The following is an 18047-nucleotide window of genomic DNA, read 5'->3' on the forward strand; positions in this document are numbered from 1 at the left end:
CGGCGTACGACTCTGCGGCGCGTGTGGATCTGGGGTGTGGCCGTTCGGTGCGTGCGAGCCCGGGGCGTGGTGTGGCTGCTCCGGGGTGTGGGATTCCGGTTGATCCGTGTGACGGGGCGGCTCGGACCGCGAACTCGGCGTACCGGACTCCGGTGCGCGCCCCTCGGGGCGTGAGGTTGTTGGTGACGCCGGGTCGGGGGTGCGGGTTGGCGCGTCTGGTGGGTTGAGGCGGTCCGCGATGGACGGGGATGCGTTGGGTACGTCGGGTGCGCCCGAGACGGGACGTACGTCGCGCTGGAAGCGCAGCTGGGACGCCGGCGGGGTGTTCGGCGAGCGCGGGATGCCGTCCCAGCGTCCGCCTGGTTCACGGGTGGCGAACATGATGGAGTCGATGTCCACCGGCCTGCCGTTGGCGTCGTGGTACGGGTTCACCGGGTGCGGGGAGGTGTGGCCGGGCGGGAACGAGTCCACCAGCTTGCCGCCCGGAGGCTGCGCGTCCAGGAACTTGACCCTGCCGCCCTCGTCGACGAAGGCGTTGAAGACGTGCCCGCCGGTACCGCCCTTCCAGGTCACGAAGATGTTCGCGTGCGTGCCCGGCGGCTTGCCGGTCAGCGCGTCGTACACCCGGCGGTACGCCGCATTCGTGAAGTCCGCCGGGTTGTGCGGGCCCTGCGGCGCCGCCATCTTGTGCTCCGGCCGGAAGTCGTCCAGATCCATCCACTCGAGGGTCCCCTCGGGATCCTCGCCGCTCTTGAACGCGTTCCCGGACGCCAGCCGCGGCTCACCGCCGTTCAGGATGTCGGCGACGTTCCGCGAGATGTCCGGGCAGTTCATCCGGTAGTGCGGGCTCAGGTCGTGGTCCGGATTGACCCGGCCCACCCAGTCCGGCACGTTGCTCACCGGCGGGTCGCCGACCGAATCGGTCAGCTCGCCCCAGCGCGGGTCCTCCCGCCGCGCCGGGATGTGCTGGTGCGGGTCGACCATCGAGCGCGGCTTCCCCGGCTCCGGACGCAGATAGTCCGGCTTCAACCGGTCGATCTCGACCTGCCGGCGCAGCGGGTCGTCCCACTTCGGATCATTCGCCGCGTCATGCGGCCGATTCGGCGCACCCGGCGCGTTGGAGTGCGGCGCGTTCGGTGTGCCCGGGGCGTTGCTGTGCGGGGCGTTCGGTGTCCCCGGGGCGTTGGAGTGCGGGGCGTTCGGCGTGCCGTGCGATCCGCCCACGTGCCCTGGTACGCCGGGGTGCACCGGCATGACCGGCTGGACCACGGGGTCGGCGTTCCTCGCCGCCGGCGCCACGTCCGGCGCCCGCCCCGGCTCAGGCGTGCGCGTGCCCGGCGTCTCCGGCGTATGCGTGCCGGGCGTCTCCGGGGTGTGCGTGCCCGGGGTCTCCGGCGTGCGCGTACCGGGCGTCTCCGGCGTGCGGGTGCCCGGGGTCTCCGGGGTGTGCGTGCCCGGCGTTGTCGACTCAGGTGTGCGACCCGGGGTGGTCGAGTCCGGCGTATGCGGCGTCCCGCTCTCCGGCGTGCGCGGAGTGTGCGTGCCGGGGGTCTCCGGGGTGTGCGTGCCCGGCGTTGTCGACTCAGGTGTGCGACCCGGGGTGGTCGAGTCCGGCGTATGCGGCGTCCCGCTCTCCGGCGTGCGCGGAGTGTGCGTGCCGGGGGTCTCCGGGGTGTGCGTGCTGGGTGAGTCCGGTGTGTGGCTGGTCCCAGGGGTGTGGGTGCTCGGCGTAGACGGCTCGGGCGTACGGCCCGGCGTGGTCGACTCCGGCGTGCGGGTCGGGCCTGGCCTCCCTGACTCCGGGGTGTGCGTTCCGGGTGAGTCCGGCGTGTGGCTGGTCCCAGGCGTGTGCGAGCTCGGCGTGGACGGCTCGGGCGTGCGTGTCGTTCCCGGGGCCGTGGTGGAGTCCGGCGTACGCGTGGTGCTCGGCGACGTGGAATCCGGCGTCCGCGTGCCGCTGGGCGTGGTCGAATCGGGTGCGCGGGTCGAACCAGGTGCCGAGGACTCCGGCCCGCGGGACGTGCCTGGCGTCGTCTGCCCGTCGGGAGTGCGCGTCGTGCCTGGCGTCGTCGACTCAGGCGCACGCGAAGTGCCCGGCGTGGTCGACTCAGGCGCGCGCGACGTGCCAGGTGTGGTCGACTCAGGCGTACGGGACGTGGACGGTGCGCTCGACTCCGGCGCACGCGACGTGCCCGGCGTGGTCGACTCCGGCGCACGCGACGTGGACGGAGTGCTCGACTCCGGCGCACGGGACGTGCTCGGCGTACCGGACTCTGGTGCGCGGGAGGTGCCTGGTGTGGGCTGGGTGTCGGGGGCGTGAGTGGTTGGCGCCGACAGTTGGGTTGTCGGGGCCGGGGTGTTGCCGCCGGGTGCGGTGGTTCCGGGGCCGGTGTGCGCGGCGGGCGACGTCGTACTCGGGTCGGCGTGCGACAGCGGAGCCGACGGGGCATCGCTGACCGGGCTCTGCGGCGTACCGCCTGTGTCGTGAACCGCAGGCGTGTCCACCGATGGACTGTCGACCGTCGGCGCATTCGCGTGGGCCGCCGGCGTGCTGACGTCCGGGGTGTCCGACGGCGTGCTGATGTCCGGGGTGTCCGACGGCGTGCTGATGTCTGGGGTGTCCGACGAACTGACGTCCGGAGTGTGCGTCGACGGTACGTCGATCTTCGGGACGCCCTGCAGCTTGAAGGTGTCGCCGACGATCGGGATCTTCGACAGGCCGCCGACCACGTCGCCGACCTTCGGGATCTTCGTCACCGCGCCGAGGATGCCGTCGTGCATGGCGATCCTGGTCCCCTGCGCGAACTCGGCCACCTTGGCGACCTTCGCCACCGCCATGCTCGCCGCGCCGAACTTGCCGGCCATCGCCGCGGTCTTGATCGCACCGGCACTACCACCGCTGGCCACGGTCGCGACCACGTTGGTGAGCGCCATGCCGAACGCCTTGCCCGGGTTCTTCGCCCACTCGTCCCAAGCGACGAAGCCCTTCACCATGCCCAGGCCCATCTGGGCGCCCTGCTCGCTGTACGACTTGACCGCGTCAGGCCGGGTGTCCAGGCCGGTGAGCTGATCGAAACCCCACCAGGCGAGCTCGATGGGCGCGGTCGCCAGATGGGCGACCATCAGGCCCAGGCCCTTCCAGGCGTTGCCCGCGTCCTCCCAGGTGGGCATGTCCCACCCGAGCTTGTCCTTCGCCCAGTCCCGGACGCCGGGGATGCTGGCGATCGCGGGCAGCACCGGGATCAGGGTCAGCAGACCCTCGAGCGTCTCACCGACCACCGTGGCGACGCCGACGACGAAGTTCACCGGGAACTCGAGGCAGTCCTGCCACAGCGGCTTGTCCCGCTCCTCCGACGTTCCCCACGCCTCCGGCGGCGGATCGCCGTCCTGCTCCTTCTGCTCCGGCGGCTTCTCGCCCTCGCGCACACCGGTCTTCGGGTCCCAGGGCTTACCGCCGTGCAGCTTGACGATCTCGTTGGCCGCGGAGAAGCAGAGGTTCGGAATCTCCTCCCGGACGATCCGGCGGACGTCCTCGACCATCCGGTTGTTGTCGTCGATCATGTCCTGATCGTTTTTCCACTCCGGGTTGCGGTTCTTCCGCCGGTGCCACTCGTAGGCCTCCTCCCGGATGTCCTTCAGCGTGCCGAGCTTGCCCCGGACGTCGCCGGTCAGGTTGGTCAGATGCCGTGACATGGCCGGCAGACTCGGACCGAACTCGGTCAGGTTCGTCTGGATCTTCTTCGTCGAGTTGACCAGGACCTCACGCTCAGGCGCGTGGTACACCCCGTTCAGGCGCTGGAACGTGTTGTGGACGTTGTTGCCCAGGTCGGTGAACTGCTGCCCGAGGCCGCTCAGTCCTGGCACGTTCTGCTCGAGCGCCGTGACCACGGTCGAGATCTTCTCGATCGGGATGCCGTTCGGTTCGATCATGTCGGTTCAATTCCTCGGTCGCGCTGGGTCAACAGGATGCTGGTTCCGCCGGGGGCCTACCGGGTACGGCGACGTACGCTCAGGCCTGTGGCCGAGCCGCGGCCATCGCCTCTTCGAGCGACTGCTCGCTCGGGGCGAACGAGCTGACACCGTGCTCGGCCACCAGGAACACCTGGTTGGCGTAGCCCGGCGGCACGAAGACCAGGAACTCCTCGGCGGGTCGCGCCTGCCAGTCGGCCAGATCCTCCGGTGTCGCGCCCAGATCCGGCGACGGCGCCTGCGCGGTCAGCCACTCGGCCAGCCGGACCCGGCCCGCCTCGATCACCTCGGCCGGCACCTCGGCCGGTTGCTGCTCACTCATTCCGCCCTGTTCCCTCCGGTCGGCCGGGTCGAGCCGGGCGGCTTCGGGATCTCGCCCCGCCCCGCGGCCTGCTGCGCGTTCAGGACCATGTCGTGCTGGCCGTTCATGTAGGCCTTGACCGCGTTCGACGCGCCGGTCAGTGAGGAGCCGACCTGCTTGGCTGCGGCCTCGATCGTCGGCTGCCAGTGCTGGGCGTACTCCCCGATCGCCACCGCGACGACGGCGAAGGCGTCGTACTTCAACGGGGTGATCAGGTTGTTCAGCTTGTCGCCGTAGTCCTTCGACAGCTTGTTGAACGGCTCGGCCGCCGTCTGTGTGTCCGTAAGGACCTTGCTGGTGCCGGCGACATCGATGTCCCAGTCCACTCTTGCTCCTCCGAGGGGTCGGGGGCCAACTTGGGCTCACAAACCGGCCCGGACGCAGCCAGTCGCTGGCCTGCGTCCGGGACCGTGCGGATCCGACGGTGCGTCAGCCGATACCGTCGACCGCGGCGGACGCCTTCTTCAGCGTCGCGGCGGCGGTGGCGTCGTTCGCCGACATGGTGTCCTGCAGCGACTTGATGATCGCCAGCGTCGACGCGGCCGCCTTGTCGAAGCGCGCCTCGACACCGCGGTACTTCTCGGTCACGTCGGTGGCCGAGGCGTCCCCGAGCGCGGCGGCGACGTTCTTCTTGTGCGCCGCGATCAGACCCTCGATCTGACCGGAGAGGTTCTTGATGGTCGTCTGCACCTCGCCCGAGGCGGCAGTGTCGTAGCTGTTGCGGTTCGCCATCGTCAGTTCCTCTCTCAGCGCTTGCCGAACTTGGCGGCGTTGAAGTCCGCGCCGCCCTGGTTCTTCTTCGCGGTGTCGGCCATCTCCGTGTCACCGCCGCGGAAGGCGGCGTCCATCCCGGACTGGCCCTGGTTGATCGCCGCGAGGCCGGCGTTCAGGTCGCCCGCAATGCTGTCGACGTTGGCCTTGAAGGCCATGAACGCCTGCTTGCCGGAGCCGTTCATCTTGCCTTCCAGCGGTTGCGCCGCGGCGACCAGTTGCTTCACCAAGCCGCCCAGGTCCTGCGTTCCGGTCGTGGTCTTCTTGGCCAGTTGGCCCAGGGTGTCCTGGCCCATGTCCCAGCGTCCGCTCACAGTCTCTCCTTCGCAGTGTCGTTGCGCCGCACCGTCAGGCTAGTGGTCGGACCGGGTCACTCGGCGAACCTCGTCGGCAGACCCGTCACTTTCGGCTCAGGTCGAGCAGAGCGATCGCGCAACGCCCGGAACTCGTTGCCTTAGCCAACTTGTTTCCGGGTACGCCGACGCCCCCCAGCCCGGTAGGAGCTGGGGGGTCAGCCGGCCGCAGGGACTAGCTCGCGACGCGCTTCCTCGCCGCGGTCTTCTTCACAGCCGTCGTCTTCTTCGCCGCGCTGGACTTCGCCGCCGCCGTCTTCTTGGCTGCTGTCTTCTTCGCGGCGACTGCCTTCTTGGCCGGCACCTTCTTCACGGCGGCCGCCTGCTTCGCACTCGGCTTGGCCGCGCGACCGGCCAGGATCTCCCGCAGGAACTCCCCCGTGTACGACGCCGGGTTCTCCGAGACTTCCTCCGGCGTACCTTCCGCGACCAGTGTCCCGCCGCGACGGCCGCCGTCGGGCCCGAGGTCGATGATCCAGTCGGCGGTCTTGATCACGTCGAGGTTGTGCTCGATGACCAGGACCGAGTTGCCCTTGTCCACCAGGCCGCCGAGGACGCCCAGCAGCTTGCGGATGTCCTCGAAGTGCAGACCTGTCGTCGGCTCGTCCAGCACGTACACGGTCCGGCCGGTGGAACGCCGCTGCAGCTCGGACGCCAGCTTGACCCGCTGCGCCTCACCACCGGACAGCGTCGGCGCCGGCTGCCCGAGCCGGACGTACCCGAGGCCGACCTCGACCAGAGTCTTCAGGTGCCGCGAGATCGCCGGGATCGCGGCGAAGAACTCCGACGCCTCCTCGATCGGCATGTCCAGTACGTCGGCGACCGTCTTGCTCTTGTAGTGCACCTCGAGCGTCTCGCGGTTGTACCGCGCGCCGTGGCACACCTCGCACGGCACGTAGACGTCCGGGAGGAAGTTCATCTCGATCTTCAGCGTCCCGTCACCCGAGCATGCCTCGCACCGGCCGCCCTTGACGTTGAACGAGAACCGGCCCTGCTGGTACCCGCGGACCTTCGCCTCCGGGGTGTCCGCGAACAGCTTGCGGATGTGGTCCCACACCCCGGTGTACGTCGCCGGGTTGGATCGCGGCGTACGGCCGATCGGCGACTGGTCCACGTGGATGACCTTGTCGACCAGCTCCATGCCGGAGATCTTCGTATGCCGGCCCGGCACCGCGCGGGCGCCGTAGATGTGCCGCGCCAGCGACGTGTAGAGGATGTCGTTGACCAGCGTCGACTTGCCCGAGCCGGACACCCCGGTGACCGCGACGAAGACCCCGAGCGGGATCGTGACGTCGATGTCCTTGAGGTTGTTCTGCCGGGCGCCGTACACGGTCAGCTCGCGGCCCTCGGTCAGCGGCCGGCGGACCGCGGGCATCGGGATCTCCCGGCGGCCGGAGATGTACGCGCCGGTGATCGAGTCCGGGTGGTTGCGCAGGTCGTCGACCGTGCCGGAGACGACGACCTGGCCGCCGTGCTCGCCGGCGCCGGGGCCGATGTCGACCACCCAGTCGGCGTGGTCGATGGTGTCCTCGTCGTGCTCGACGACGATCAACGTGTTGCCCAGGTCCTTCAGGCGCACAAGAGTGTCGATCAGTCGCCGGTTGTCCCGCTGGTGCAGACCGATCGACGGCTCGTCCAGCACGTACAGCACGCCGACCAGGCCGGAGCCGATCTGCGTCGCGAGCCGGATCCGCTGCGCCTCGCCGCCGGACAGCGAGCCGGCCGGGCGGTTCAGCGCCAGATAGTCCAGACCGACGTCGAGCAGGAACCGCAGCCGCTCGCCGATCTCCTTGACCACCCGCTCCGCGATCTGCTTCTCCCGCGGGCTCAGCTCCATGTCCACGAGGAACGCGTGCACCTCGTCGATCGACATCGCGCTGACCTCGGCGATGTTCTTGCCGCCCATCGTCACGGCGAGCGAGATCGGCTTCAGCCGTGCGCCGTTGCAGGCCAGGCACGGCACCTCGCGCATGTACTCCTCGAAGCGCTCCCGACCGGTGTCGCTGGACGCCTCGGCGTGCCGGCGCTCGACGTACGGGATCACGCCCTCGAAGGTCGTGTAGTACGACCGCTCGCGACCGTACCGGTTCTTGTAGGAGACGTGGACCTGCTTGTCGTGCCCGGTCAGCAGCGACTTCTTCGCCTTCGCCGGCAGCTCGCCGAACGGCGTGGTGGTCTTGATCTTGAGGTCCTTGGCCAGCGCCGCGAGCAGTCGCTCGAAGTACTGCGAGACGTTCGCGCCGGACCACGGCTGGATCGCGCCCTCGTCGAGTGACTTCGACGGGTCCGGGACCAGCAGCTCCGGGTCGACCTCCATCCGGGTGCCCAGACCGGTGCACACCGGGCAGGCGCCGTACGGCGAGTTGAACGAGAACGACCGCGGCTCGAGCTCGTCGATCGCCAGGGGGTGATCGTTCGGACAGGCGAGCTTCTCGGAGAAGCGGCGCTCGCGATGCGGGTCGTCCTCCGGCAGGTCGACGAAGTCCAGCACCAGCAGACCGCTGGCCAGGCCGAGCGCGGTCTCGACCGAGTCGGTCAGCCGCTGCTTCGCCGAGCTCTTCACCGCGAGCCGGTCGACGACCACGTCGATGTCGTGCTTCTTCTGCTTGTCGAGCTTCGGCGGGTCGGTGAGCTGGATCGTCTCGCCGTCCACCCGGGCCCGGGACAACCCCTGACCGCTCAGCTGGCGGAACAGGTCGAGGTACTCCCCCTTGCGGCCGCGGACGACCGGCGCGAGCACCTGGAACCGGGTGCCCTCCTCGAGCTCCAGCACGCGGTCGACGATCTGCTGCGGCGTCTGCCGCGCGATCGGCTCGCCACACTCCGGACAGTGCGGCCGGCCGGCGCGGGCGAACAGCAGACGGAGGTAGTCGTAGACCTCGGTGATCGTGCCGACGGTCGAACGCGGGTTGCGCGACGTGGACTTCTGGTCGATCGAGACGGCCGGCGACAGCCCCTCGATGAAGTCGACGTCGGGCTTGTCCATCTGGCCGAGGAACTGCCGCGCGTACGCCGACAGCGACTCGACGTACCGCCGCTGGCCCTCGGCGAAGATCGTGTCGAAGGCGAGACTGGACTTACCGGACCCCGAGAGTCCGGTGAAGACGATCATGGAGTCCCGAGGCAGGTCGACCGAGACGTCCTTCAGGTTGTGCTCGCGTGCTCCGCGCACGATCAGACGGTCAGACACAAGCTCACTCTCAGCCGTTCTCGAGGGTTACCGGGGACATGCCCCGTCATGCTAACGAGGCCCACCGACAAAAACTTCCGGCGCTGTGGCGGAGGCGCCGCACCGGCCGGGATACCGGTGCTCTCCCCCGGCCGCTTCGAAAGTATATTCGATCGCGACGGGTGGTTCGCGCAACCCGGGCCGGACATGACCGGAACGGCTCCGGGGTGCGAGGATCGGCGGTATCACCGACATCCAGGGAGAGGGCGCATGCCGGAGTACCACGGAAACGTCAAGGTCGGCGGACCAGCGCAGACGCACGAGCTGGCCCAGTTGATGATCACCAAGGTCGCGGTCGGGCCGATGGACAACAACGCCTACCTGCTGCGTTGCCGGCAGACCGACGAACAGGTGCTGATCGACGCCGCCAACGAGGCCGGCACGCTGCTGAAGCTGATCGGCGACGGCGGCCTGGCCCGCATCGTCACGACCCACCGCCACCAGGACCACTGGCAGGCCCTCGCCGAGGTCGTCGCCCGGACCAGCGCCACCACGGTCGCCGGCCGGTACGACGCCGAGGGCATCGAGGTCCCCACCGACCAGCTCGTCGACGAGGGCGACCACATCTCCGTCGGCAACTGCAGCCTGCGCGTCATCCACCTGGTCGGCCACACGCCGGGCTCGATCGCCCTCGTGTACGACGACCCGGACGGCCCACCCCACCTGTTCACCGGCGACTGCTTGTTCCCCGGCGGCGTCGGCAACACGCAGGGCGACGCGGAGCGCTTCACTTCGCTCATCAACGACGTCGAGACCAAACTCTTCGGCACCCTGCCCGACGAGACGTGGTTCTACCCGGGGCACGGCAACGACTCGACCCTGGGCGCGGAGCGGCCTTCGCTCCCCGACTGGCGGGCGCGTGGTTGGTAGTCCGCAGGCACCGCCTTCGCTGAGTCGTAGGGCAGCTCGGGAACGCGGTTGGCAGGAATAGGACTTCTGCAGGTAGTGGACCGGTTACGGCCGGTAGGCTGACGCATCCCGTCGGACAGGGATGATGTGACGCCGCACTGGGGAGAGCATGCCAACACCTGTGTTCGAGAACTGCGACGCGTTCTACCAACTCCTGACTCGACTGGTCAGCCGCCCCGCCCACGGCGAGCTGCCCGAGGACATCAAGGGCCGGGACGGGATTCCCGTCGTCCGCCTGGTGGGCGATGACCAGGTGGACCTGGCCGAGGGCATCCGGACGTCCTTGTCGGAGGCCGCGCCGATCAGCGTCCCCCACGAGTTCATCGACGTGCCCCGATTGTCGGCGAAGGTCCGCAGCGACCGGCCGGACCTGAGCCAGGACGGAGAGGGCTGGCTGCGAGCAGAGCTCTACCGACGGATCCTGGTCGAGCTGGCAGAAGAGTTCTCCTCGGCCAGCAACGCCCGCGACTCGCGTGTCCGGTTCCGTCGGTTCGGTCTGGTCAACTGGCTGCTCGAGTCGACCCACACCAAACAGGGACTGGACGATCCCCACGACCGGCGGCTCCTGCAAAGGTTGCGGGCGCGCGAGTTGCGGCGGGGACGATTGTGGGCCGCGCTCCGCAGTCCTGGCGGAGAGGTGGCGCTCCACGAGCGAGTGCCGTGGTGGGGCTGGATCCTGGCGCTGTACGTCGTACCCGCCGTATGGTTCCGGGCCTGGCGAGTGCTGGGCACGGAGTACCGCTGGCTGCTGCGTCAGCCCTATATGGCGCCGGGTGATCCGGGAACGTTCGTCGGGTTCGCCCTGCGTCTCGCGCAGCCCCGCCGGGAGCGGGAGAACCCGGACCAGATCGGCAAACTCATGATCAATGCCTTTCTGGAGGATCTCAGGGTCGCCTACCGACGCCGGATCTGGAGACGGCGGGCCTGGCGACGTACGGCGTACTGCGTGGCCTTCCTGAAGGGCGCCGACGACGACAACTGCGGCAACGCGTTCATCAGCTCGCTGATCGACGTCCGCAACGAAACCGGGCTCTTCGACCCGCTGCTGGTCATTGCCGGGACGCCACGCGCTTCCGAGTCCGGCCGTCGTCTCCGGTTCGACCCGCTTCAGGCGTACAAGTCCTGGGCGTTCAAGTTCGGCACGGCCAAGCGCAGCCGCCAGGCCAAGGACTGGTACCTCACCCTGCATGTTCCCGCTCCGCTGACGCCGACCGACGAGCGCTACGACGACCTCCTCGAGCGAGTGGGACCGGCCCAGGTGGTGAAGCTGCCCCGGACGCCAGGGTGGGGTCGCCGCCGCGTCACTGTCACCGCCGGCGCCATGGCCGCGGTCCTGGTGCTCGCGGGCTGTGTTTACGCGCTCAACGACCTGAAGGACTGGCAGCGGGAGCACTGCGACCTCAGCAGTTCGAACCCCGACGCCGGCACCCTCCGGCGGCAGGCGACTGGCGAGTGTGTCGGCATCGCCCCCAACGGGTACGCGTTCGGCGTACCGGACGAGGATGTGCGGGAGACGCTGGCCACCATCGCCCGGCAGAACGACGAAGCCGACCGTCTCCACGACGCGTCACCGAGTCGTCGGGTCGTGACACTGGTCCACATCTCGGCGCTGCTCGGCGGTGCCGGCCGGCAGTACGCGCGGGAGGCCCTTCAGGGGGCGGCGAGCGCGCAGCGGAGGCAACTCGACAAGCAGGGCGAGACGGATCCGGTACTGCGCATCTTGCCGGCCAGCGCAGGATCCAACATGCAGTTCGGGCCCACCATCGTCGGACTGCTGAAGGACATGATGCGCGACGACCCGACGATCGTCGGCGTCACCGGGCTCGACCAGAGTCGTCAGGCGACCATCACCACGATCCACGAACTGACCAAGATCGGGCTGCCGATGGTCGCGACCACCTTGTCGGCGGACGTGCTCGACCAGCAGTCGCCGCTGTACTACCAGGTCGGTCCGCAGAATCGGCGCGAGGCGGCGATCGCAGCGGCATACGCGAACCACCTCGCCTCGCAGGGCAAGGTACGGCGTACTGTCCGCGTGGTCTACTCGTCCGACCCGACAGACGAGTACAGCAAGAACCTGCGCGACGACGCGGATCGATCGTTCGCGGCAGCGGGGTTCACGGTCCAGGACCTGTCGTTCGTCCCGTCACCTGCGCCGGCCGGGCTGTCCGGGGACGGCGCGCGCAGTGTCGGGGAGGGCGCGTGCGGCTATCGAGGTCTGGTCTTCTTCGCCGGCCGGTCGGAGGACTTCGCCAAGGTGCTGGAAGGCGCCAACGACGTGTGTGGCTCGACTCCGCCGACGTTCCTGGGCGGAGACGACGTGGCGCGGTTCGCGGCCGACCCGCAGCAGCGCGCGACGTACCCGAGAGTGCCTTTCGACTTTCTCGACTTCACTCCTGGTACCGCGACTTGCGAGAGCGCGAGCGATCTCTACAGCACCATGAAGGACCTGTTCCCCCGCGAGTGCGAGAAGGTGCAGAACTCCTCGCTGGACGGACATGCCTCGCTGGCCTTTGATGCGGTCAACCTGTTCCTCAAGGCCGTCGGGCGACTGCAGGACACGGCGCCCGGCCTGCCGCTGACCCCAGCGGCCGTGTGGCACGGTCTCAGCAGCATCCACGGGAAGGCCGCACTGGACGGAGAGAGTGGGCAGATCGACTTCGGCGGACTCGTCGACCAGCACATCCCCGTCGACAAGCTGGTCTCGGTCCAGCACGTCGACGGCAGGAAGGCACCCCGCCAGATCGGCTTCTGCGGGAAGCGCGGCGGGCTGCGGCCGAGCGCATGGTGCCCGCCCGCGCGGGCAACCGACTAGCACCCGTCATCTTGTCAGGCCGCTAATGGAAGCGATCCAGGCGGCAACCTGACAGGGCCGACTCGACGGTTCCGTCGACGAGCTCCCGCGCGACCAGACGGCCCACGGCCGCGGCGTAGGTGACCGCCGAGTGCATCACTGCCAAGTAGAGGCCGGGGACCTCGGCGACCGGGCCGACGATCGGGTCACCGTCGGCCGGCATCGGGCGCAGTCCGACTCGGGTGCTGAGCAGCTCTACGCTGTCGGCGCCACGGAATGTGGACCGGACTGCGGCGAGGGTCCGTTCGGGCGAGTCCGCGGCGGCAATCAGCCGGTCCGCACCGACCTGCCGAAGATCGAAGTCCTCAGTGTTGACCACGCCGCGGACCAGACCGGCCGGTGCGCTGAGCCGGAACAGCGTCGCCGGCGACGGGTCGACCGGGACCTGCACACCGAGCGGCGCGGCCAGCGCGGCCGTGGCCACCCCGGCCGCCAGCACCACCGTCGTACCAGAGAGGGGGCCTGCCGCCGTCTCAACCCCGGCGATCTGGCCGGCTGCATCCCGGCGGACCGCGGTAACCGGCGTGTCCAGCTGTACTCGAGCTCCATGTGCGCGAGCGCCCGCGACCAGCCGCGCCGTCACGCCCACCGAGTCGACAGCGCCGTCGCTCGGCGCCCAGAGCGCCCATTCCGGAGGCTGCCGAACGGCCGGCTCGAGCGTCGCCACGGTGGTCGCGTCGACGATCGCCTGCCCAGGTCCGGCGTCCGGTGCACTGCCCTCGCTGGTCCAGGTCAGCGAGCCTGACCAGGACACCGGGAGTCCCGGCAACTCGGCCTCGAGTCGGTGGTACTCCGCCGTTGCGGTGGCTCGCAGACCGGCGGCTGGACCTTCCTGCACGCCAGTGGTTCCGCTCGGCCCGGCGAGAGTCAGCCAGGCGAACGAGTTCGCCGTCACGCCGGCGCCCGGCCGCCCGCCGTCGACCAACGTCACGGCAGCGCCCGCCCGGGCGGCGTGATAGGCCACTGACGCGCCGACAATGCCCGCGCCGACGACGACCAAGTCCCTACCCACCGGTGCGCTCAACATCTTCGCGACCATAGCGACCCCGGCGTCCACCCCGCACGGCCTTTTAGGTCGCTCGTCCATCGGCAACTTCTAGGCTGGCGCAATGAGTGGGTTCGCGGACTACGAGCCGGAGACTGACCGCCGGGCGCTGGGTGCCGAGGTGCGGACGCGGCCGGCGGAGGAGGCCGATCTCGATGCGTGCGCGCGGCTGATCGTGGCCCGCACGGGCGGATCGGTCGACGGTCGCCGACGACGGTTACTCGGCGATCTGCAGGATCCACGTCGGTACTCCGTGGTCGCGTGCGTCGGTGACGACGTGGTCGGCTACGGCGGTGTGATCTGGCATGAGGCCACCGCCGCCGATCCACCGACGACGGCACCGACCGGGTACTACCTGGTCGGCCTGATCGTGTCACCGGCCTGGCGTCGGCACGGTATCGGCGAGCTCCTGACCATCGAGCGCATGCGCTGGACGGCGGAGCGCGCCGACACCATCCACTACTTCGCCAACCTCGCAAACGGCCCCACCCTCGACCTCCACGACCGCCTCGGCTTCACGGAACTCACCCGGGACTTCACCTTCCCCGGCAACCCCCTCAAACCCGGCACCGGCGTACTACTCCGAGCCCCGCTCAACAAGGACCACTGAGCCGTCACTCAGTCGTGAACAATCGTCCCAGCCGAGCCGTTTCCCGAACGCGGATCCACGACTCGGCGCTGGAGACGGCCCTATCTGTCGGTTAGTTCGGTGGGGTGGGCTACGACGTCTACCAGGGCGTTGTTGCGGATGGCTGTGATCTCGGTACGTCGTCCGATGGCGTCGGCGAAGAGTTGGCGTTGGAGGGATTGGGCGTCGCGGAGGGGTGCGCCGTCGACGGCCAGGACGAGGTCGCCTTGGCGGAGGCCGGCCTGTGCGGCGGGGCTGCCGGTGATGACCTCGACGACGCGCAGCGCACTGCGTTGGTCGAAGCGTTCGGCCAACTGGGGCCACAGGGGTGCGGGCGTCGTCACCAGCCCCAGGTACGCACGGCGTACTCGCCCGTCATGCAACAGCGAGTAGATGATCCGGCGAGTCGTCGGGTTGACGGGGACCGCGAGACCGAGACCGATGCCGGCGACGGCGGTGTTGATGCCGATGACCCGTCCGTTGCCGTCGGCAAGGGCTCCGCCGGAGTTGCCGGGGTTCAGCGCGGCGTCGGTCTGGATGACGTCCTCGATGATCCGTTGAGCGGACCCGCTGCGTACCGGCAGTGATCGGCCGAGTGCGCTGACCACGCCGGCGGTGACGCTGCCGGCCAGGCCCAGTGGGTTGCCGACGGCAACTACCAGGTTGCCGACCTTCAGGCCGTCCGCGTCGCCGTACTCCGGCGGGTCCGGGATGTCGCGGTCGGCGCGCAGTACGGCGAGGTCCGACAACCGGTCCACGCCGATCACCCCGGCTTCGGCCGAGGTCCCGTCCGCGAACTCCGCGGTCGCGTGCTCGCCCTCCCCGACCACGTGGGCGTTCGTGAGCAGGTGCCCGTCCTCGGTCAGTACGACTGCCGATCCGGACGAGTCGCCCCGCCGGCTCCGGATCCGCAGGCTCGCGACCCGCGGGATCAAGTGTTCCGCCACTCCCGAGACCACTCGGGAGTAGGCGTCCAGTACGTCGTCCTCCGCCATCTCCGCCTCCTGATTACAGCATTACACCGCAATCAACCCCGTGCACCAGACGTGAGCCGCAGCACAGATCTGACCGATCGGTTGAAAACTGGCCGATCGGTCAGGAGGATGACTTTCATGGCAGCCACCCCGGTCCGGGAGCGCACCCGGCACGAGATCGTCCGGCAGGCGATGCGCCTGTTCCAGGACAGGGGCTACAACGCCACATCCCTGCAGGACATCGCCTCCGCCGCCGGCTGTTCCAAGGCGACGGTGCTGTACCACTTCAACGGCAAGCCCGCCGTCCTGGCCGCCGTGCTCGAGCCGGCCGCCGCGGACCTGGCCGGGCTGATGGACTCCGCCGCCGGGCTGTCGCAGGCCGAGGCCCAGGAGTTCGCGATCCAGCAGTTCACCGACCTCGCGGTCCGGTACCGCGGCGTGATCGACGTACTGCAGGACATCCTGCCGGTGATCGACGAGGTGCCCGAGATCGCCCAGCTGGTTGCTGACGGCATCAGACTGACCGACCTGCTGGCCGGCAGCGACGATCCCCTCGAGCGGGATCTGGCCAAGTTCGCCATCAACGGCCTGCTCGGCGAATGCCGCCATCCCGGTGAACGCTCCGACGACGAACTTCGCAAGCTCTGCGACATCGCCCTCCGCAGAATCCTGAGATCCGCCTGACTTCGACTCCGATCGCCCCGGCCTCCGCCCGAACGCCGCGCTCCTCTGCCCGCCCGTACGACCCGAACGGACGCCTACCCGATGGCCAATCTGCTGTACCGGCTCGGCCGGTTCTCCTACCAGCGCCGGCGGCTCGTCGCCGCCGTCTGGGCGGTCTTCCTCGTTGCGCTGGGGGTCGCCGCGCTGACCCTCGGCGGCAAGACCGCGAACACATTCTCGATCCCCGGCACCGAGTCGCAGCGCGCACTCGACGCTCTCAAGCAGGAGTTGCCCGCGGCGAGCGGCGCGTCGTCCACGGTCGTGGTGAAGGCACCGGACGGCAAGACGCTCGCCGACCCGACCGTGAAGGCCGCCGTCGGCGCGACCGTCGCCAGGGTCGCGAAGGTGCCCGAGGTGATCGGCGCGATCGACCCGTTCACCAGCAAGGCGATCAGCCCGGACGGCTCCACCGGCCTGATCAGCGTCCAGTTCAGCAAGCCCGCCGACGAGCTCTCCAAGCAGAGCACCGAGGCGTACGACGGCCTGAGCGGACTCAGCTCCGGAGACCTCAAGGTCGTCCCGGGCGGCCAGGTCGTCGGCGGCGTACCCGAGATCGGGGCGACCGAGGTGATCGGCGTGGTCGTCGCCGGAATCGTCCTGGTCGTCACGTTCGGTTCGCTGGTCGCGGCCGGGATGACCCTGCTGACGGCGCTGCTCGGGGTGCTGGCCGGGATGGCCGGCCTGTTCATCGTCACCGCGTTCACCGATGTGTCGTCGACGGCACCGATCCTGGCGCTGATGCTCGGGCTCGCTGTCGGTATCGACTACGCGTTGTTCATCAGCTCACGGCACCGCAGCCAACTCGCCGAGGGGATGGATCCCGAGGAGTCCGTGGCCCGGGCGACGGCGACCGCCGGATCCGCGGTGCTGTTCGCGGGTGCGACCGTCGTGATCGCGCTGGCCGGTCTGTCCGTGGTCGGCGTTCCGTTCCTCACGGCGATGGGATTCGCGGCTGCCGCGACGGTGCTGACCGCCGTACTGGTCGCACTCACCTTGCTACCCGCGATGCTCGGGTTTGTCGGAAACCGGATCCTCCCCCGCAAGATCCGCAAGGCGCCGGCGACCGCGCCGGCCGAGGGCTTCGGCTTCCGCTGGGGGCGGCTGGTCACCCGGTTCCGCGTCCCGATCGTTGTCATCGGCATCATCGGACTGGGGCTGCTGGCGATTCCGGCCAAGGACATGCGGCTCGCGCTGCCCGACGGTGCGTCGGCCGCGGCCGGGTCGAACCAGCGGGTCGCGTACGACCTGACCGCTGAGGCCTTCGGAGCAGGCGCCAATGGTCCGCTCGTCGTCGTTGTGAAGAGCAATGACCCGGCACAGTCCGGCGCGCTGGTGCAGCAGGTGCTCGCGAAGACGCAGGGCATGCACGACGTGGTCGCGGCGCAGCCCGGCCCGGCGAGCCAGGACGGATCCACCCGGCTGCTACAGATCATCCCGCAGAGCGGACCGGCCACCGAGGCGACCGCGGACCTGGTGAAGGACCTGCGGTCCGCGGTCAAGCCGCTCGCCACCGGCGACGCGACGATCTCGGTGACCGGCAACACGGCGGTCGGGGTCGATGTGTCGAACAAGCTGTCCGACGCATTGCCGACGTACCTGTTCGTGGTCATCGGGCTCTCGTTCCTGCTGTTGCTGCTGGCGTTCCGGTCGCTGCTGGTGCCGCTGAAGGCGACGCTCGGATTCGTGCTGACGATCGGGGCGACGTTCGGCATCACGGTCGCCGTGTTCCAGCAGGGCTGGGCGGCCGGCCTGGTCGGGGTGGACTCCCCCGGACCGCTGGTCAGCTTCCTGCCGATCATCATGATGGGCGTGCTGTTCGGGCTGGCGATGGACTACGAGGTCTTCATCGTGTCCCGGGTGCGGGAGGAGTTCGTGCACGGGCGGCACGCGACCGACGCGACGATCGAGGGCATTGGGCACGGCGCCCGGGTGGTGACCGCGGCTGCGCTCATCATGGCGTCGGTGTTCGCCGGGTTCATCCTGGTGCACGACCCGATCATCAAAGCGATCGGCTTCGGCCTGACCATCGGCGTACTGATCGACGCCTTCGTGGTCCGGATGACGCTGGTCCCGGCCGTACTCAGCCTGCTCGGCGACCGCGCCTGGTGGTTCCCGAAGTGGCTCGACCGCATCACCCCGAAGGTCGACATCGAAGGCGAGTCCCTCCGCGTCAACGAAACCCCCGACCCCAAGCAACTCGCCGGCATCCACTGAACACAGTGAGGGGCACC

The 18047-nt window shown here is 69.4% G+C and carries 13 protein-coding genes; 5 read left to right on the plus strand and 8 right to left on the minus strand.

From position 1 onward, the window contains the following. The 6 genes from ACGFH6_RS28810 to uvrA all read right to left on the minus strand — a co-directional run. A partial coding sequence (locus tag ACGFH6_RS28810) for a toxin glutamine deamidase domain-containing protein (RefSeq protein ID WP_393390162.1) occupies window positions 1–3930 on the minus strand: 3930 nt, incomplete at its 3' end. 79 nt (window positions 3931–4009) lie between these two features. Next, the gene (locus ACGFH6_RS28815) at window positions 4010–4291 is read right to left on the minus strand and encodes a hypothetical protein (protein WP_393390165.1); all 282 of its coding nucleotides are present in this window, start codon (window positions 4289–4291) and stop codon (window positions 4010–4012) included. After that, entirely contained in the window at window positions 4288–4656 is a 369-nt protein-coding gene (locus ACGFH6_RS28820; protein WP_393390167.1) for a DUF6507 family protein, read from the minus strand. The genes ACGFH6_RS28815 and ACGFH6_RS28820 overlap by 4 nt, the downstream gene beginning before the upstream one ends. 103 nt (window positions 4657–4759) lie before the next feature. Beyond that, a complete protein-coding gene (locus ACGFH6_RS28825; RefSeq protein WP_131356880.1) occupies window positions 4760–5062 on the minus strand; it encodes a hypothetical protein in 303 nt (100 codons plus the stop codon). 14 nt (window positions 5063–5076) lie between these two features. Further along, complete coding sequence (locus tag ACGFH6_RS28830; RefSeq protein WP_238163241.1) at window positions 5077–5415, minus strand: hypothetical protein; 339 nt, start codon at window positions 5413–5415, stop codon at window positions 5077–5079. Window positions 5416–5629: 214 nt separating this feature from the next. Beyond that, window positions 5630–8644, minus strand: a complete 3015-nt coding sequence (gene uvrA / locus ACGFH6_RS28835; protein WP_393390172.1) for an excinuclease ABC subunit UvrA — start codon at window positions 8642–8644, stop codon at window positions 5630–5632. A 249-nt stretch (window positions 8645–8893) separates the two neighbouring features. Here uvrA and ACGFH6_RS28840 point away from each other — a divergent pair, with 249 nt between their 5' ends. Next, complete coding sequence (locus ACGFH6_RS28840; protein WP_393390175.1) at window positions 8894–9553, plus strand: MBL fold metallo-hydrolase; 660 nt, start codon at window positions 8894–8896, stop codon at window positions 9551–9553. Window positions 9554–9701: 148 nt separating this feature from the next. Beyond that, entirely contained in the window at window positions 9702–12407 is a 2706-nt protein-coding gene (locus ACGFH6_RS28845; RefSeq protein ID WP_393390178.1) for a hypothetical protein, read from the plus strand. Window positions 12408–12429: 22 nt separating this feature from the next. Here the strand turns inward: ACGFH6_RS28845 and ACGFH6_RS28850 are convergent, their stop codons facing one another. Then, the gene (locus ACGFH6_RS28850) at window positions 12430–13458 is read right to left on the minus strand and encodes an NAD(P)/FAD-dependent oxidoreductase (RefSeq protein ID WP_393390181.1); all 1029 of its coding nucleotides are present in this window, start codon (window positions 13456–13458) and stop codon (window positions 12430–12432) included. Between the two features lie 97 nt (window positions 13459–13555). Here ACGFH6_RS28850 and ACGFH6_RS28855 point away from each other — a divergent pair, with 97 nt between their 5' ends. Next, complete coding sequence (locus ACGFH6_RS28855) at window positions 13556–14101, plus strand: GNAT family N-acetyltransferase (protein WP_393390184.1); 546 nt, start codon at window positions 13556–13558, stop codon at window positions 14099–14101. Window positions 14102–14181: 80 nt separating this feature from the next. Here ACGFH6_RS28855 and ACGFH6_RS28860 read toward each other — a convergent pair whose 3' ends face one another. Next, on the minus strand, window positions 14182–15114 hold the full coding sequence (locus tag ACGFH6_RS28860) for a S1C family serine protease (protein WP_393390187.1): 933 nt from the start codon (window positions 15112–15114) through the stop codon (window positions 14182–14184). Window positions 15115–15231: 117 nt separating this feature from the next. On the opposite strand from ACGFH6_RS28860, the gene ACGFH6_RS28865 reads away from it, so the two are divergent. Both ACGFH6_RS28865 and ACGFH6_RS28870 read left to right on the plus strand, forming a co-directional pair. Next, on the plus strand, window positions 15232–15777 hold the full coding sequence (locus ACGFH6_RS28865) for a TetR/AcrR family transcriptional regulator (protein ID WP_393390190.1): 546 nt from the start codon (window positions 15232–15234) through the stop codon (window positions 15775–15777). A gap of 81 nt (window positions 15778–15858) precedes the next feature. After that, complete coding sequence (locus ACGFH6_RS28870; RefSeq protein WP_393390193.1) at window positions 15859–18030, plus strand: MMPL family transporter; 2172 nt, start codon at window positions 15859–15861, stop codon at window positions 18028–18030. The last annotated feature ends 17 nt before the right edge of the window (window positions 18031–18047 follow it).

Source organism: Kribbella sp. NPDC049227 (genome assembly GCF_043197265.1).
Taxonomy (GTDB): domain Bacteria; phylum Actinomycetota; class Actinomycetes; order Propionibacteriales; family Kribbellaceae; genus Kribbella.

Bases quoted from the DNA above. Each gene is read 5' to 3' on its own strand.
- ACGFH6_RS28815 (WP_393390165.1), bottom strand. From the start codon at position 4,291: ATGAGTGAGCAGCAACCGGCCGAGGTGCCGGCCGAGGTGATCGAGGCG.
- ACGFH6_RS28825 (WP_131356880.1), bottom strand. From the start codon at position 5,062: ATGGCGAACCGCAACAGCTACGACACTGCCGCCTCGGGCGAGGTGCAG.
- ACGFH6_RS28840 (WP_393390175.1), top strand. From the start codon at position 8,894: ATGCCGGAGTACCACGGAAACGTCAAGGTCGGCGGACCAGCGCAGACG.
- ACGFH6_RS28845 (WP_393390178.1), top strand. From the start codon at position 9,702: ATGCCAACACCTGTGTTCGAGAACTGCGACGCGTTCTACCAACTCCTG.
- ACGFH6_RS28855 (WP_393390184.1), top strand. From the start codon at position 13,556: ATGAGTGGGTTCGCGGACTACGAGCCGGAGACTGACCGCCGGGCGCTG.
- ACGFH6_RS28860 (WP_393390187.1), bottom strand. From the start codon at position 15,114: ATGGCGGAGGACGACGTACTGGACGCCTACTCCCGAGTGGTCTCGGGA.
- ACGFH6_RS28865 (WP_393390190.1), top strand. From the start codon at position 15,232: ATGGCAGCCACCCCGGTCCGGGAGCGCACCCGGCACGAGATCGTCCGG.
- ACGFH6_RS28870 (WP_393390193.1), top strand. From the start codon at position 15,859: ATGGCCAATCTGCTGTACCGGCTCGGCCGGTTCTCCTACCAGCGCCGG.